The sequence below is a fragment of the Idiomarina sp. H2 genome (assembly GCF_004364275.1).
GTDB lineage: Bacteria > Pseudomonadota > Gammaproteobacteria > Enterobacterales > Alteromonadaceae > Idiomarina > Idiomarina loihiensis.
On sequence record NZ_SNZY01000008.1, the window covers coordinates 51,619 to 68,369 of the forward strand.

The following is a 16,751-nucleotide window of genomic DNA, read 5'->3' on the forward strand; positions in this document are numbered from 1 at the left end:
AGTGCGAGCGGAATATGGTATGATTTATCTTTCATTTCGAAATAAGAGTGATGCCCATGGTGTATTCGGTCAGCCAGTTAAATACTGAGATTCGACAACTGTTAGAGCAAGGCTTTGGTCAAATAAGCCTGGTTGGAGAAATCTCAAATTTTGCCGCGCCGGGTTCAGGACACTGGTATTTCACTTTAAAAGACGAGCGGGCTCAGGTTCGCTGCGCTATGTTCCGCAATGCGAATCAGCGTGCAAAGGTTCGGCCGCAAAATGGTATGCAGGTACTGGTACGCGCAAAAGTCACGGTTTACGAACCGCGGGGCGACTACCAACTGATTATTGAGCAGGTTGAAGACGCCGGTCAGGGGCTTTTACAGCAGCGTTATGAGCAACTAAAAGAGAAACTGTCCGCTGAAGGGTTATTTGCGGCGGAACGTAAGCGCTTACTACCCGATCATATTCGCAAAGTCGGCGTGCTGACCTCACCCACCGGTGCTGCGATAAAAGACATACTGGCGGTGATGAAACGCCGGGACCCCGGCGTCGAAGTGGTTATTTATCCGAGCGCGGTACAGGGAGAGGCAGCCGTTCCGCAGTTGCAGGCTATGCTAAAAACGGCATTTGAGCGTAATGAAGTGGATGTCCTGTTAGTCAGCCGTGGCGGTGGTTCACTGGAAGACTTATGGTGTTTCAACGATGAGACTTTTGCGCGTCTTTTGGCAACAGCGCCCATGCCAACCATTAGCGCTGTTGGACATGAAATTGATTTCACTATTGCCGACTTTGTTGCCGATGTTCGTGCTCCGACACCTTCCGCAGCCGCTGAGTTAGTTACCAGAGATCAACAACAACAACAGCAAAAAGCGCAGGCACTGCAACAGCGCTTAGGTCTGGCGCAGCAAAGATTGTTGCAGCGTTTACAGCAGCGTTGGCAATTTTTACAAACTCGGCTGCAACAGCAGCACCCGCAAAGACAATTGCAACAACAGTCGCAATTAGCCGATGAACTGCAAGCCAGAGCTAACCGGGCGTTACAGAACCGCCTGGCGCGGGAAAAGCAGCAAGTGTCATATTTACACGGCCGCCTGCAGGCTATGCATCCGCAAAAAGAGTTACAGCGTTTGCAGCAAAAACTTCAGACGCAGCAGCAACGATTGCCGCAGGTTATGCAACGAGTTTTAAAGGACAAGCGAACTCAGCAGCAACAGTTGATGCAGTCTCTGAACCTTGTCAGCCCTTTGAATACTCTGGAAAGGGGCTACGCTATTGTCCGTACAGAAACCGGCGATGTGGTTCGTAGCGAGAGGCAAGTGGCTGTGGGTGAATCAATAGAAGTTCGTCTGGCTGACGGGAATATTACCGCTAAACGGCAATGATTCTGCGGCTATTGTCATATTCCTGACATTCGCGCTTTGGTATACTGGTTAGGTTATTCACAAAGGAGTGGTGGTATGAAACTCAAAGCATTGGTAGCCGGCATTGGGCTGGCTTTGGCATCTACAATGGTGCAGGCAGAAGAACAGAAACCCAATATTATTTATATTATTGGTGATGGTATGGGGTTTGAATATATTAGCGCGTACCGTTATGCCATGTCTGATTTAGACAGCAAAACGATTGCTAAAACTGAGTTTGATGCCATGCTGAAAGGCGCCGCAACCACCTATCCGGATGATAATACCTGGGTTACCGACTCAGCCGCTGGCGCAACCGCTCTGGCGACAGGCGTTAAAAGCTACAACGGAGCTATTGCCGTCGATTCTGATAAATACCCATTACAGACCATTATGGAACTGGCTCGCGAAAATGGCTGGTCAACCGGCTCGGTGTCTACATCACAAGTTAACCATGCAACTCCGGCATCGTTTTTCACCCATCACCCGTCACGCTATGAATATAATCAAATAGCCGACAAAATTGCGACTCAGGTGGTTGAAGGTCAACCGTCTTTTGACGTGATGTTAGGTGGCGGACAAAGCTATTTTAACCGTGAAGACAAGAATTGGCTGGATGTATTGCCGGAGCACGGCATGCAGGTAGTAACCGATATGCAAATGCTGAACTCGGTTGACACTACGCCAGTAATGGGACTTTTTGCAGAAAAAGGTTTGCCGCACGCGATTGACGGCGATGTTGATGCGCTGGCCAATATGACACGTACCGCTTTGCGCTTATTGGATAAAAAGCAGCAGCCGTTTGCTTTAATGATTGAAGGCAGCGAAATTGACTGGTGTGGTCATGCCAATGACATCGCTTGTGCCGTACACGAAATGGATGGACTAAACCGCGCATTGAAGGTGGTGAGTGAGTACCGCGAGAAGAATCCCAATACCTTGATTGTTATGACGGCTGATCATTCAACTGGTGGCCTGACTCTAGGGCGTGATGGTGACTACGCCTGGTATTCTGATCGTGTGATGGCGATTGAAAATTCAATTGCTTTCATGAGTAAAGAGATGCTTGCCATGGATACAGAGAGCTGGGCGGAGTATGTAGCTGACAAAGTTAACTTTGAGCTGACTCAGGAGTATCTTGATGAGCTTGCTATTGCCGCTGAAGCAGAGGGTGAAGAACAACAAGACGCTTTACATCAGGCACTGGTCTATATAACTGGCGATATTACCGGTACCGGCTGGACAACCAGCGGGCATACAGGTGTTGATGTTCCGGTCTTTGCTGTCGGCCCTTATAGCGAAAACTTCGGCGGCTATATGGATAATACGGACATTGGCAAGCAGCTAATAAAACTCGTCAAATAACCTCTTCTTGTAAGTTTCCCCGACAGTCGCGTTTTATAACGCGACTGTCATATTACTGTCATAAAAATACAGCCCGAGTACGCTAGGCTAGTCGCATGATGTATCTGTTGCCATGTCTACGCTATGAAATTTTTTAATAAAGAACTAAGCTGGCTTTCCTTTAATGAACGGGTGCTGCAAGAAGCTGCTGACAGCACGGTTCCGGCAATTGAACGAATTCGCTTTCTCGGAATTTTTTCCAGCAATATGGATGAGTTTTTTCAGGTGCGTGTGGCTGACGTAAAGCGTCGCATTTTCTTTAGTCAGGCGACAGAAGAGCGAGAACAGTATGAGCAGCTAATGGCACAGTTGCAAAAAAAGGTTGTGTTGCTGCAAAAACGCTTTGATGAAGTACTGGAAGAAGTATTAGCAACCTTAAGAAAAAATGGTATCTCGCTACTAAGTATTGACCAGTTGAACGAGGAAGAAAAGCAAAGGCTGAAGCGCTTTTTCACAGAAAAAGTACAGCGTTTTATTGTGCCTATATGGGTCAATGGTAAAGGGAACCTTTCTAATATTATCCGTGAAGATGAAACCTACCTTTGTGTTGAAATTATAAACTCTGATGACAAACAGTATGCGCTGCTGGAAGTGCCTTCTGATCAGATGGATCGCTTTATTAAGTTGCCTGCTAAGGGGCACAGTAAGAAACATAAGCTCCTCTTTTTAGACGACATTATGCAGTTAAATTTAGAAGTGCTGTTTAAGGGAATTATTCCATTCAAACAACTGCGGGCTTTTTCATTTAAAACCACCCGGGACGCGGAATATCGTCCTTCAGATGATATTGAACAAAGCTTGCTTGAACGTATGGAAGAAGGCTTAAAGCAAAGGGTGAAGGCTGATCCTGTGCGTTTAGTTTATGACCGTGCAATGCCGGAAGAAATGCTCTCTTTTTTGAGTGAAAAGCTGCAGCTAACTCAGTTCGATTCCTTTGTCGCTGGTGGCCGTTATCGTAACACACGGGATTTCGCTAAGTTCCCGCACTTAGGCAAAAAATCACTGACGCACAAAGTTCTGCCTGCGTTGTTTCATCCAAAGTTCTCGCACTTTGATAATGTGTTTGATGCTATTCAGAAAAGCGATATAGCGTTGTATTACCCGTACCATCGATTTTCGCATTTTACGGAATTTGTCCGGCAGGCTGCTTATGACCCTAAAGTGACCCGAATCTCAATGTGTATTTATCGGGTGGCGCCCAATTCACGGGTAATACGTTCCTTGATGGATGCTGTGCAAAACGGTAAGCATGTGACCGTTATGGTTGAGCTTCAGGCTCGGTTCGATGAAGAAGCCAACATTGAATGGGCAAAGGAATTAACCGACTCAGGTGTCCGGGTCAGTTTTGGCATTCATGGGCTTAAAGTGCACTCAAAGCTGGTGCTGATTCATCGCAATGAAGGTAACCTTGACCGGCGTTATGCGGTAATTGGAACCGGGAACTTTCACGAGGGAACGGCACAAATTTATACCGATTTTAGTTTATTTACCTGTCAGCCGGATATTTGTAACGATGTTGAATCGGTATTTCACTACCTTGAGCAACCCTATCGGGCACATAAGTTCCGCCATTTAATGGTGGCGCCGGTAAATATGCGCCAAAGAATAAATGATCTTATCGAGTTCGAGATTGATCAGGCCAAAGCCGGTAAACCCGCAGAACTGTTTTTTAAAGTGAATAACTTAGAAGACGAAAGCCTGATTGTGCAACTTTATAGAGCGTCGCGTGCCGGTGTTAAAATTAGAGGCATAGTGCGAGGCATGTGTTCTTTGCGCCCTGGAATCGAAAATCTCAGCGAGAACATTGAAATTCGTAGTATTGTTGACCGCTATCTGGAGCATGCCCGGGTGTACGTTTTTGAGCACGCCGGCAAGAAAGAAGTCTTTATTGCTTCGGCCGACTTAATGACACGTAACTTAGATCATCGTGTGGAAGTTGCCGCACCCATCTATGATGATGAGGTGAAAACTGATATTTTGAAAATTATGAACTTGCAGTGGCAGGATAAAGCCAAGTCACGCTTTATTGATGCGGAACAACGGAACAAATACTGTTTTGAGTCGGATCGACTGGCTCCTCCTAAAGGCCGTTCGCTGGTGCCTTCACAAGTCGCTATTCACCGATATCTTAAGCGACGTAAGAGAGATTATGAAAGCCAACAAAAAGACCTCTAATAATGACCCGAAGCAATTTGCTGCTTTGGATATTGGCTCCAATAGCTTTCATTTAATTATTGCGCGTTTAGTGGAAGGCCAGCTTCAGCCTATTTTCAAATTTAAGCAACCCGTACAACTGGGAGAAGGCCTCTCTAACCGGCACCTGAGTGATGCTGCGCTTTACCGAGGTGTTGAAGCACTTCGGCAATGCGCTGTTCGGCTGGAAGGTTTCCATCGCGATACGGTGAAAGTTGTGGCTACACACACCTTGCGAAAAGCTAAGAATCGTAAGCGATTTCTGGCTGAAGCCGCCAAAGTGTTACCTTTTCCTATCGAAATCATTTCAGGCAGGGAAGAAGCCCGGTTAATTTTTCGTGGCGTAGCGGAAACCAGCTCCGAATCTACCGGCTCTCAGCTGGTTATTGATATTGGCGGGGGCAGTACTGAATTCGCTATTGGAAAAAATCGCCAACCGAAGTTCTTAAGCTCCCGCAGTATTGGAAGCCTGGCTTTTTCAAAAGAGTTTTTTTCATCAGGGAAAATTACCCCCAAACGCTTTGATAAGGCGGTTGTATCCGCTCGTCAGCATGTTGAGCCAATAGCTAACTATTTGGCGGAGCACCAGGTAGAAAGTGTTTTCGGTACGTCGGGAACCATTAAGGCTATTTATCAGTGGATTGTGAAACGCGATGGTGAACAACCTTTGGGCATAACTTATTCCCAGCTTCAGGGGTGCCGAACAGACCTTATTGCTGCTGAGTCGTTAAAAAAACTGAATAAAGAATGGGTTTCGCCCGAGCGCAGAGAGTCTATTGCCGGTGGTGTTGCGGTGCTGTTGGGTATTTTCGAAGAACTGGGAATTGAACGTCTGGTTCCTCACGACTCCGCGTTAAGAGAGGGCGTGTTGTATGAACTGGCAGGTGAAGTCTTGCTGCACCAGGACGTACGTGAGCGCACTATTAACAGTTTAGCGCAACGCTACTCGGTTGATTCAGCTCAAGCTCAGCGGGTGTTATCTACGGTTCAGCAAATTTGGGGGAGCGTAGCTGAAAGCTGGGGACTCACCGGACAAGATTTGGAAGTGTTATTAGAGGGTGCAGCTAAGTTACACGAGGTGGGACTTAGCATTAGTGCCAGTGGTGTCCAAAAGCATTCTGGCTATATTTTAGCTCACGCTTATATGCCCGGGTTTAATGCCGAAGAACAGCGGTTCTTATCAACCATTGTTCGGTACTTTCGTAAAAAAATACAAACCGCAGAATTTCCGGATTTAATTTTGTTTAGCCAGAATCAGCTTATTAAAATGCTGATAATTATGCGTCTGGGCGTTATTTTAAACAGCGATAGACAAAACTCGAGCTCATTGGATAAGGCTGTTATTGAAGACGGGGCGTTGAAACTGCAGCTGAAAGGTTCAGCTAAAGGGGATTCAGTACTTACTATGCAACTTGAGTCCGAGGCCAAAATTATCCATAAATTAGGTTATGAACTGCTAGTTTGTTGAAAACAGCAGACGCACAAAGTAAAACACATTTCTTTGTGCGCCCGTATTTATTTTATTGATTAAAACTTATACATAGCCATCAGCTGTAAACGGTTTAAGTCACCGTCGACATTGGCTTCAGTTTCACGGTTCGCTTGTGAAATTTCAGCACCAAAAGTCAGGTTAGACGCTGGTGAGTACATCAGGTTAAATGCAAGACGTTGTGTGTATTCGGTCATATCTCCGGCTTGTGCCAGCAGTTCGCCGTCGTTATCTGCCCAACCGCGAGAATAAACTACGTTTGAACGCAATTTTTCAGTCCAGAAGTGACGGTAAGCAAACGAAACACCCGTTGAATCAATGGCTTCAAGTTCACCATTGCTGTCAATGTAGGCGCCATTCCAGGTGTTAAGACCTAAGTAGCGGCCTAAGCCAGAACCGGTGGTGATTGACGCACGAATGTCGTCCATGCCGAAGGTGTATTTAGCGCCAAGGCTGACACCATAACCAAAGGTTGTTTCATCATCGCCGGTTTGTGGAACATCGTAAGCCAGCTGGCGTAAAAGCGCTGATGCCTGCCAGGTTAAGTTGTCTGTTTTACCGGTGTATTTAAAGGTTACATCCGGAACAAAGCCATCGCTGGAAACAATACGCCCGCCCGGAGCTGTTACGCCGCCAGTTCTGGTTTCTGTAACTGTTGTTTCAGGGTTTTCGATTGAAAAACTAAAGCCACCAGACGTGTAACGGATTTGGGCTTGGCGCACGAAGATAATACCGTCGGTGATACCGATGAAATCGACAGATTCAGCCAGAACGTTTAGATCCTGAAAGTTTGACCAGGTTTGACCAAAAGTCCATTTGCCGTATTTAAGGAATGCCTGACGCAGACGTGGGTTGTATGAGTTGGAAATACGCTCGTCGCCATCAGGAGTTAACTGAAAGTCCATTTCAATATGGCCGGTCAGAGTTTCGCCGTTGTCTAATTGGGTCTTGCTGGTCAGGAAGAAACGTGACTGGCGAGCATGAAAGTCTGTAGTCAGGTCATCGCCTTCACCACCAACTGGCGTGATACTTGGGATGTACTGTTGACGTCCAATGTTTGCGCTTGCAGGTGCTTGCCCATCAGCGTAATCAGATACCAACATATCCAGTTTTACGTAACCGCCGAAATCGATATCTGTCTGGTCAGCCTGAGCGCCTAAGCTCATAACACCCAGAACAGCAGCGCTTGCCGCTGTTAAGGTGAATTTTTTTGCGGTACTTGCTTTAGCCATGGTGTTCTCCCCTGTAAGCCAAATATTCATTTTTTGATTGTGCATTTTTTAGTCATGCCAAGTATAAACGCTGTTAATTCTCGTTAACTGGTCAATTTTTATCAATCTAGACTATGGTCTAATAGTGTTTGAGCCCTTTAAAACGTACAACAGATACCATCTTGCGAATTAAGGAGGAAGAGGTAATGTCGCAACTCTATTCAGTTCCTGAACACATTAAAGCAAAAGCCAAAATAGATAATGACGGTTACAAAAAACTTTACCAACAGTCTATAGACGATCCTGAAGGGTTTTGGAGTGAACACGGGCAGCGTATTACTTGGTTCACACCCTACAACAAAGTAAAAAATACCAGTTTCGAATCAGGAAAAGTCAGCGTCAAGTGGTACGAAGACGGCACTTTAAACGCTTGTTATAACTGTGTCGACCGCCATCTTGCGAATAAAGCAGATAAAACTGCGATTATCTGGGAAGGCGACGACCCTAGTGTAGACAAACACATCACTTATCGCGAGCTACATAAAGAGGTATCCCGTTTTGCTAATGGCCTGAAAAAATTAGGTATTGGTAAAGGTGACCGCGTCGCGATTTATATGCCCATGGTACCGGAAGCGGCTTACGCCATGTTGGCTTGCGCTCGCATTGGTGCGGTTCACTCGGTGATTTTTGGTGGCTTTTCACCTAATGCCATCGCTGACCGTATTAACGACTGTCAGGCAAAAGCCATTATTACCGCCGATGAAGGCCGTCGTGGTGGTGGTACCATTGGTTTGAAAGCCAATGTTGATAAAGCCTTAGCCGACGATGCCTGTCCAACGCTCGAGCACAGCATTGTGTGCCGTGTAACAGAGGGTGATGTTGGCTGGACTGAGGGCCGTGATGTTTGGTGGCACGAGCTGGTTGGCAACGTCAGCGACGAGTGTCAGGCAGAAGTGATGAACGCCGAAGACCCGCTTTTCATTCTCTATACTTCAGGTTCAACTGGCAAACCTAAAGGGGTTGTGCATACCACTGGTGGTTATATGGTGTACGCCTCAATGACCCACGAGTATGTTTTCGACTATCAGGAAGACGAGGTCTACTGGTGTGCGGCCGATGTCGGCTGGATTACAGGCCATTCTTACATTGTCTACGGGCCATTGGCTAATGGCGCAACCACTCTGATGTTTGAAGGTGTTCCGACTTACCCTGGCGTGGGTCGTATTGGCGAAATTGTCGATAAACACCAAGTGAACATTCTTTATACGGCGCCAACCGCTATTCGCGCATTAATGGCAAAAGGCGACGAAGCGGCTAAAACCTCGACACGTGAAAGTCTCCGGGTTCTGGGCAGTGTTGGTGAACCAATTAACCCGGAAGCCTGGGAGTGGTATCACCGTGCTATTGGTAACGGCAAATGCCCTATTATGGATACCTGGTGGCAGACCGAAAACGGTGGTATTTTGATTACGCCATTGCCTGGTGCCACGGACTTGAAACCAGGATCTGCGACTCGTCCGTTCTTTGGTATTCAGCCCGCGTTGGTTGATAGCGAAGGTAATATTCAGGAAGGTGAAGCCGAAGGTGGCCTGGTTATTAAAGACTCCTGGCCGGGTCAAATGCGCACATTATGGGGAGACCATGAGCGCTTTGAGCAAACCTACTTCTCTACTTTTAAAGGTATGTACTTTAGTGGCGACGGCGCACGCCGCGATGCCGATGGTTATTACTGGATAACCGGTCGTATGGACGATGTACTGAACGTATCAGGACACCGTCTGGGTACCGCTGAAATTGAAAGTGCTCTGGTTTCGCATAAAGCGGTAGCCGAAGCGGCTGTAGTCGGATATCCGCACGACTTAAAAGGTCAGGGTATTTACGTTTATGTTACTCCGGTTGAAGGTGTTGAAGTTACTGATGAGCTGACTAAAGAAGTCCGCAACTGGGTTCGCTCTGAACTTAGCCCAATTGCAACTCCAGACTTAATTCACTGGACTACAGGCTTACCAAAAACCCGCTCCGGTAAAATTATGCGTCGTATTCTGCGTAAAATTGCCGCTAATGAGTACGAAAACCTTGGTGACACCTCTACGCTTGCCGATCCAAGTGTGGTAGATTCTTTGATAGAGAATCGAATGAATAAATAATGTCACTTAATCTGGAATCTCATGGCGAAATTTTTAATCGCAGATGACCACCCATTGTTTCGCGAGGCGCTGCAGGGCGCTCTCGCGAATCACTTTTCTGAGCTGACCTTACGCGAAGCTGAAGACTTAGACTCAACTCTGACTGCACTGAATAACGACGACGATGTCGATTTATTGCTGCTGGACTTACACATGCCCGGCAGTGGTGATTTGTATGGTCTTATTCGTGTCAGAGAAGACTATCCGCTGCTTCCCGTTGCCATCATTTCCGGTAGTGAGGATTCCTCGATTGTGGCCAAGTGCATTGGCTTTGGGGCTTTGGGCTTTATTCCAAAATCATTACCCTCTGCAGAAATAGCCGAAGCAATAGATACCATCCTGCAGGGCGACACCTGGGTTCCGAAAGAAAACAGAGAACGTCTCGATGTGATTTCGGACGAAGATCAGCAGCTTGCGCAAAAGGTTTCGGAGCTTACCCCGCAGCAGTACCGGGTTTTGCACTTTCTTCATGAAGGCTTGCTGAACAAACAAATTGCCTATCAACTGGGCATTACTGAAGCAACAGTCAAAGCACACATTACGGCAATTTTCCGCAAACTGGGAGTGTACAGTCGTACCCAGGCAGTTTTGGTGGCTGAACGTCTGCAATTATGACCTGGTTACTGATATTTGCCTCGCTGGCTTATGTGATTTTCCTCTTCGCAGTTGCCACCTGGGGCGACCGTTTAGGCTCGTGGGCGAATAAAATCAGTCACAAGCCAGTTGTCTACTCTATGTCGCTGGCCATCTACTGCACGTCCTGGACGTATTACGGCGCTGTGGGTAATGCAGCAGTTGACGGTTGGGCGTTCTTTCCTATCTTGCTCGGGCCAATTTTGCTGTTCTTGTTTGGTATCCGAATTCTGGAAAAGCTGGTTTCGGTTAGTAAACAACAAAATATTACTTCAATAGCCGACTTTATTTCTTCCCGCTTTGGTAAACGCCGCCGGCTTGCCGTGGCTGTTACCGCCATTGCTGCCGTTGCTATTATTCCTTACATTGCGCTTCAGTTAAAAGCTGTGGGCATTAGCTTTGCGGTTCTGACTGAAAGCTCTGGAGTGATGGCACAGTTTTCGATAAAAGAACTGGGTGCTGCTGCGCTAATGGCAATTTTTGCTATGTTGTTTGGTACCCGTCACGTCGAAGTCACTGAATATCGCAGTGGCATGATACTGGCTATTGCTGTTGAGTCGATGATCAAACTGGTTGCATTGCTGGCAGCTGGTGTTTTTGCCTGGTTCCTGATTCAGGGAGACGCGCAATCGAACTTATTCAGTTCATTTAGTGACGTGACGAAACCTCAGTGGTCATTTGCCGCCTTTGGCGAGTTTGAGTTTATTGTACAAACACTGATGGCTGCTGGGGCTATTCTTTGTTTACCCAGACAGTTTCATGTGGCGGTAGTGGACAATGTTGATGTCCGGCATTTACGCACGGCGCGTTGGGGCTTTCCTTTGTATTTGGCGCTGACCGCTGCCGCAATTGTCCCCATTGCTATTGCAGGAACTTTCTATTTGTCAGCAACCACCGATGGTTCAACGTTTGCGTTGCAACTGCCGTTACTCAAAGAGCAGCTATGGTTATCGCTGGTTATTTTTATTGGTGGTATATCGGCAGCGACAGCCATGGTGATTATCGCGTCCGTAACCTTAAGCACCATGATAACCAACGACGTTATCATGCCCATTTTGCTGCAGCGCGAGTCGCGCTTGCCGCTAAAACATCGGCGCCGTGAATACGACAGGGCATTACTATTAATTCGGCGTGTGGCTATTGCCGTTACTATGGTGCTGTCGTTTCTATGTTATTACTTCTGGGCAGCCCGGACTAACCTGGTCAGTATTGGTTTGTTGGCGTTCTCGTTGGTGTTGCAGTTGCTGCCGGCGTTGCTGGCCGCTCTGTATTGGCGTAAAGGCCACGCGCGGGGTGTTTACGCCGGGTTGGCTGCAGGTTCAGTCGGCTGGGTTTTAGCGGTACTAATACCTTTATACACCGACCTTCAGCTAACCGATGTAGAAATAATAACCCGCGGTACTGTAGTTTCTTTAGCTTTAAATTGCTTCGGGTTTATCGTGTTTTCATTGTTGGCAAAACCTCGTCTGGTTGACCGTATTCAGGCAACGGCTTTTGTTAAACCCCGAGCCGCTTTACCCGACTTGCATTTCAACAAAAACGACAGTGCTACCAATGCCGATATGTTGTTGCTGTTAAGGACCTTTTTAGGGGCGGAACGGGCTCAGCAGTTAATGCAGTATTATCAGCGTCCGGAAAACACTGAGCTTCCGCTGGAAGGTGTGGCTGAAAAAACCTTTATCAGTTTTGTGGAAAGAGCGATAGCTGGTGTACTTGGCTCTGCCACGGCGCGCTCTCTTGTCGATGCTGCACTGCGCGATAAGCAGCTAAATTTAGAAGAAGTTGTTCACTTCTTTGACGATACAACGCAAGCTCTGCAAACTCAGCAATCTATTTTGTTTAGCTCGCTGGAGAATTTGGCTCAGGGCATTAGTGTTGTCGATGCAGAGCTGAGGCTGGTGGCCTGGAATAAACGCTATATGGATTTATTCCAGTACCCTGAGGGCATGGTGAAACCCGGACAGCCCATAGCGACCCTTATTCGCTATAACGCAGAGCGCGGTGAATGTGGTCCTGGTGACGTTGACGGATTGGTTAATAAGCGTTTGCGTTATATGCAGTTGGGGTCGCCACACCGTTTTATTCGTCGCCGCGCCGATGGCCGGGTGATAGAAATGGTCGGTAACCCTTTGCCGACCGGCGGCTTCGTTACCAGCTTTACCGACATTACGTCGCACGTTGAAACCCAGCAGGCACTGGAAGATGCCAATATTGATCTGGAACAGCGGGTTGACGTTCGGACCCAGGAAATACGCGAGATAAATCAGGAGTTGACGGCTGAAATAGACAGGCGCCGACAGGTTGAGGACGAGCTGAAAAAAGCTAAGGCCGAAGCGGAAGCGGCCAATGCTTCTAAAACGCGTTTTCTGGCGCTGGCCAGTCATGATATTTTACAGCCTCTTAATGCGGCGCGTTTATACCTTTCGGCTATTCAGGAAAAAGAACTTTCGGAGCGGAACTTGTCGTTAGTTGGCAAGCTGGATACTGCGCTTGGGTCAACTGAGCATTTACTCTCTACCTTATTGTCGATAGCAAAAATGGATCAGGGGGCTTTAAAACCGCAGTTCCGGCATGTGCAGCTTAGCTCATTACTGGAACCGCTAGTCGAAGAATATGCGGTGCTGGCCGAGCAGCGGAAGCTGGATTTTCGTGCGTTTTATAAAGACCGGCCGGTGTACACCGACCCAACATATTTGCGCCGAATTGTGCAGAACTTTTTATCTAATGCCATAAAATACACCCAAAGGGGCAGCGTGCTGTTGGGCGTGCGCAAACGCGGAGATGAGCTTCAGATAGCCGTGTGGGATACCGGGCCGGGCATTGCAGCGCAGCAGCAAAATAAGGTATTTGATGCATTTTATCGAGTGCAGAACCAAACCGTAGACGGTGTCGGCCTTGGATTAAGTGTCGCGCAACGTATGGGGGAGCAGTTAAACTGTGACGTACAGGTTGAGTCGGTTGAAGGTAAAGGCTCGTGTTTTTCGGTACGAGTGCCGTTAGGCAATGCTGCTCAGGTTGTCAGCCGACCGAAAAAACAACTGGAAGATGCTTTATCTGATCCTTTACAGCTTATTGTGGTCGATGACGACAATGAAAATTTAAGTGCGTTGAGTGCGCTGCTGAATAAGTGGGGGTGCGAAGCCCTGACATTTAATCGTTATAGCAAAGCTTTAGCCTATGCTAAGGCTCACAGCCAGAACAAAGCGCCGCACGGACTGTTGTTAGATTACCAGTTAGGTGACGGTGACGGCTTGCAGTTGGCGCAGGAACTACGTGATATTTGGCAGCAACAGATACCGGCCGCTTTGGTGACAGCGATGCGTGACGATGCCGTGAAGCAGGCGGCCCGCAAAAGCGGCCTGCAGTTTTTACCTAAACCCGCTAAACCTGCCGCATTAAAAGCATTTTTAAAATACATTAGTACCCGAAAGGCGGGAGGAGCCAGAAGTTGATAGAGCTTGCCGAGCGACACTCATTTAAACTCCCGGCACAATGCCGTGCGTTAATTGAACTGAAAAGCAGCGACGACGTTGAGCAGTTAGCATTTGAGGAACCTTATTATTTGCTTGGTGAGGGTAGTAACACCTTATTTGTCGATAACTTCTATGGAACCGTCATTTGCAACCGGCTACTGGGTGTCTGCATTGAAGAACAGGAAAGCTCTTATTTAATTACTTCCGCAGCAGGCGAGAACTGGCATAACTTTGTTGCTGACTTACGCGCAAGAAGTATCGACGGGCTGGAGAACTTAGCGCTAATTCCGGGCTCAGTCGGTGCTGCCCCGGTGCAAAATGTTGGGGCTTATGGGGTAGAGGTGGCAACCTTTATTGAGCAGGTAACCGCCTGGGACATTAAAGAAAAGTGCTGGGTTTCTATGAACAGAGAAGCCTGCCAGTTTGCATATCGCGACAGTGTATTCAAGCAACACCCTGGCCGTTGGTTGATAACTTCGGTGGTGTTTCGCTTGCCCAAAGACTGGCAGCCGGTTACCCACTATGCTCCGTTGAACCAACTTCAGGGGCATGTGAGTGCCCAGAAAATTTTCGATACGGTTGTGGAAGTGCGCCAGAGAAAGTTACCGGATCCAAAAGTTATACCCAATGCCGGCAGCTTTTTCAAAAACCCGGTTATTACCAAAGCGCAGCTTGATCAGCTGTTGCTGAAATGGCCTGACATGGTCTATTTCCCGGTAGCCGATAACCAGGTGAAAGTGGCGGCTGGTTGGCTTATTGAGCATTTAGGTCTGAAGTCAGCGTTTGTCGGCGATGCTGCGGTTAACCCGCGTCAGGCATTGGTGTTGATTAATAAAGCACAGGCCACGGGCAGTGATATTAAGCAACTGGCACTAAAAATTATGAAACAAGTGGCGGATGCCAGTGGCATTATGCTCGAACCTGAAGTTCGTCTGGTAGGCCAACATGGTCTTGTGCAGTTGGCGGTAGAGAAATGAAGCAGGCAGAACGTCTTGATCAGTTAATTACTTTACTGGCTAATGGTGAGTTTCATTCCGGGCAGGCTATTGGTGAGTCTCTGGCTATATCCCGGGCTGCGGTAAACCAACACATTCATAAACTTGAAGAGCTTGGGCTTGAGCTGTTTTCGGTAACCGGGCGTGGCTATAAGCTTGCCCGGCCGATAGAGCTTTTGCAGGCGGGGGTTATTGAAAAGGAAAGCCCGGAAGAGTGGCGACAGTCGCCGGAGTTTGAAGTGAAGTCGGTGGTTGATTCCAGTAACGACCGGGTTAAAGCGTTGGCCAAAGAAGGGCCTTTAGAAGCGGGGTTTTCTATTTTCGCCGAAGCTCAGACCGCCGGACGCGGGCGTCGTGGGAAAAAATGGATTTCGCCCTTTGGCAATAACCTTTACTTTAGTGTGTACTGGCCTTTAGATGACGGTATTCATGGCGCCATGGGGTTAAGCCTTGCGGCCGGGGTCGCCTTAGCGGAATGTTTTACCGACCTGGGTATTGAAGGCGTTAGCGTAAAATGGCCTAACGATGTTTACATTGGCGGGAAGAAAGTGACCGGAATACTGGTCGACCTTGAAACCTCGCCTGAAGGCGCTGCGCACAGCATTATTGGTATTGGCATTAATTTAACCATGCCAGAGCATGTTGGTGCGAGCATTGATCAGGCCTGGACGGATCTGAACACTGAATTGCCGCAGCCAATGTCGCGTAATCATATTGCGGCGCAGGTACGTGCCTCTGTGCTGTCGGCTTTACAGCAATACGAACAACACGGGCTGGCTGCTTTTCAGCAAAGCTGGCGCCGATACGACTGCTTTTTGGATAAGCCGGTGAAGCTCATTATGGGGCAAAGAGTTTGTTTAGGAACCTGTCGTGGAATCGACGAAAATGGTGCGTTACTGGTAGAAGATGAGCAGGGCGTACGTCGTTATTTTGGTGGTGAAGTTTCATTGAGGGCGCAAGATGCTACTAATTGATGCGGGCAATACCCGCAGCAAGTTTGCATGGTGGGATGCTGACACCGATAAAATAGAGATTCTGGGAGCTATTTCTCATCAAAGCTGGCTAAACGATTTAAGTCAGCCGCTAAAAGATTTGCTTCTTGAGGTTATTAGCGGCCGTCAGCTAAAACGCGAACAGCAGGCCATTGGTTGCAGTGTGGCCGCTGTTCAGGTTATGGATACGTTAAATAGCTCGTTGGCGGAACTGGGTATAAAAGTTTTCTGGCAAAAAACCAGAGCACAGCAAGCAGGGGTTACTAATGGTTACACTAAAGAACCTGAGCGCCTCGGCTCGGATCGCTGGATGGCCTTACTCGGTTGTCATGAGCAAGTGAAACAGAACGCACTGATTGTCGATGCGGGTACTGCACTAACCATTGACTGGCTGATGGCTGATGGCCGTCATCTTGGCGGCTGGATTGTTCCCGGACGACAGTTAATGCTAAATGCCCTGGGTCAGGGTACGGCTAATTTAAAGGGCATTACGGTAAATGATATTGAGCGTGATGGTTTAGCTGCCGGCCTGGATACTTTTGACGGTATTACCCAAGGGGCTGAAGCAGCTTTAACCGGTGCTATTGCACAAGCGATTCAGTTGTCCGGCCGCTATTTTTCTGACCAGCCTTTTGATGTGGTGGTCACCGGTGGTGACGGTGAGCATTTGATGCGAACCTTGTCGGTTGAATTCTGTCGTTATGACGATTTGTTGTTTAAGGGTTTGCGACTCTGTGCCGATAACCTAAACAGTTAAGCTTTTAGGTATATTCAGAGAGACCACAGGCAA

Annotated in this window: 11 protein-coding genes; 10 read left to right on the plus strand and 1 reads right to left on the minus strand. The window is 47.8% G+C overall.

The annotated features are described in order from the left end of the window. Window positions 1-56: 56 nt before the first annotated feature. From xseA to DET62_RS11135, 4 genes are all read left to right on the plus strand, one after another. The gene (xseA, locus tag DET62_RS11120; protein WP_110013940.1) at window positions 57-1,367 is read left to right on the plus strand and encodes an exodeoxyribonuclease VII large subunit; all 1,311 of its coding nucleotides are present in this window, start codon (window positions 57-59) and stop codon (window positions 1,365-1,367) included. A 75-nt stretch (window positions 1,368-1,442) separates the two neighbouring features. Then, window positions 1,443-2,750, plus strand: a complete 1,308-nt coding sequence (locus DET62_RS11125) for an alkaline phosphatase (protein ID WP_110013941.1) — start codon at window positions 1,443-1,445, stop codon at window positions 2,748-2,750. 123 nt (window positions 2,751-2,873) lie between these two features. Then, entirely contained in the window at window positions 2,874-4,964 is a 2,091-nt protein-coding gene (gene ppk1 / locus DET62_RS11130) for a polyphosphate kinase 1 (protein WP_110013942.1), read from the plus strand. Next, window positions 4,939-6,450, plus strand: a complete 1,512-nt coding sequence (locus tag DET62_RS11135) for an exopolyphosphatase (RefSeq protein ID WP_110013943.1) — start codon at window positions 4,939-4,941, stop codon at window positions 6,448-6,450. Before ppk1 ends, DET62_RS11135 begins: the two co-directional genes overlap by 26 nt. Window positions 6,451-6,509: 59 nt before the next feature. Here the strand turns inward: DET62_RS11135 and DET62_RS11140 are convergent, their stop codons facing one another. Then, a complete protein-coding gene (locus tag DET62_RS11140; RefSeq protein WP_110013944.1) occupies window positions 6,510-7,703 on the minus strand; it encodes a DcaP family trimeric outer membrane transporter in 1,194 nt (397 codons plus the stop codon). A gap of 185 nt (window positions 7,704-7,888) precedes the next feature. Between DET62_RS11140 and acs the strand changes: the two genes are divergently transcribed. Genes acs through DET62_RS11170 form a run of 6 tightly spaced genes read left to right on the plus strand, consistent with a single transcriptional unit; the run spans window position 7,889 to window position 16,718 of the window. Further along, complete coding sequence (gene acs, locus DET62_RS11145) at window positions 7,889-9,829, plus strand: acetate--CoA ligase (RefSeq protein ID WP_110013945.1); 1,941 nt, start codon at window positions 7,889-7,891, stop codon at window positions 9,827-9,829. A gap of 21 nt (window positions 9,830-9,850) precedes the next feature. Beyond that, the gene (locus tag DET62_RS11150) at window positions 9,851-10,483 is read left to right on the plus strand and encodes a response regulator transcription factor (protein ID WP_011235234.1); all 633 of its coding nucleotides are present in this window, start codon (window positions 9,851-9,853) and stop codon (window positions 10,481-10,483) included. Beyond that, window positions 10,480-13,953: a PAS domain-containing hybrid sensor histidine kinase/response regulator gene (locus DET62_RS11155; protein ID WP_110013946.1), complete on the plus strand. Its 3,474-nt coding sequence runs from the start codon at window positions 10,480-10,482 to the stop codon at window positions 13,951-13,953. The genes DET62_RS11150 and DET62_RS11155 overlap by 4 nt, the downstream gene beginning before the upstream one ends. Next, the gene (gene murB, locus DET62_RS11160; protein ID WP_110013947.1) at window positions 13,950-14,951 is read left to right on the plus strand and encodes a UDP-N-acetylmuramate dehydrogenase; all 1,002 of its coding nucleotides are present in this window, start codon (window positions 13,950-13,952) and stop codon (window positions 14,949-14,951) included. Before DET62_RS11155 ends, murB begins: the two co-directional genes overlap by 4 nt. Further along, window positions 14,948-15,943, plus strand: coding sequence for a bifunctional biotin--[acetyl-CoA-carboxylase] ligase/biotin operon repressor BirA (birA, locus tag DET62_RS11165; protein WP_110013948.1), 996 nt, complete (start codon window positions 14,948-14,950; stop codon window positions 15,941-15,943). The genes murB and birA overlap by 4 nt, the downstream gene beginning before the upstream one ends. Further along, complete coding sequence (locus DET62_RS11170) at window positions 15,930-16,718, plus strand: type III pantothenate kinase (protein ID WP_034822444.1); 789 nt, start codon at window positions 15,930-15,932, stop codon at window positions 16,716-16,718. The genes birA and DET62_RS11170 overlap by 14 nt, the downstream gene beginning before the upstream one ends. Window positions 16,719-16,751: the final 33 nt, after the last annotated feature.

Coding starts and splice junctions, on each gene's coding strand:
- DET62_RS11125 (WP_110013941.1), top strand. CDS start 1,443: ATGAAACTCAAAGCATTGGTAGCCGGCATTGGGCTGGCTTTGGCATCT.
- DET62_RS11140 (WP_110013944.1), bottom strand. CDS start 7,703: ATGGCTAAAGCAAGTACCGCAAAAAAATTCACCTTAACAGCGGCAAGC.
- DET62_RS11150 (WP_011235234.1), top strand. CDS start 9,851: ATGGCGAAATTTTTAATCGCAGATGACCACCCATTGTTTCGCGAGGCG.
- birA (WP_110013948.1), top strand. CDS start 14,948: ATGAAGCAGGCAGAACGTCTTGATCAGTTAATTACTTTACTGGCTAAT.
- DET62_RS11170 (WP_034822444.1), top strand. CDS start 15,930: ATGCTACTAATTGATGCGGGCAATACCCGCAGCAAGTTTGCATGGTGG.
- DET62_RS11155 (WP_110013946.1), top strand. CDS start 10,480: ATGACCTGGTTACTGATATTTGCCTCGCTGGCTTATGTGATTTTCCTC.
- xseA (WP_110013940.1), top strand. CDS start 57: ATGGTGTATTCGGTCAGCCAGTTAAATACTGAGATTCGACAACTGTTA.
- ppk1 (WP_110013942.1), top strand. CDS start 2,874: ATGAAATTTTTTAATAAAGAACTAAGCTGGCTTTCCTTTAATGAACGG.
- acs (WP_110013945.1), top strand. CDS start 7,889: ATGTCGCAACTCTATTCAGTTCCTGAACACATTAAAGCAAAAGCCAAA.
- DET62_RS11135 (WP_110013943.1), top strand. CDS start 4,939: ATGAAAGCCAACAAAAAGACCTCTAATAATGACCCGAAGCAATTTGCT.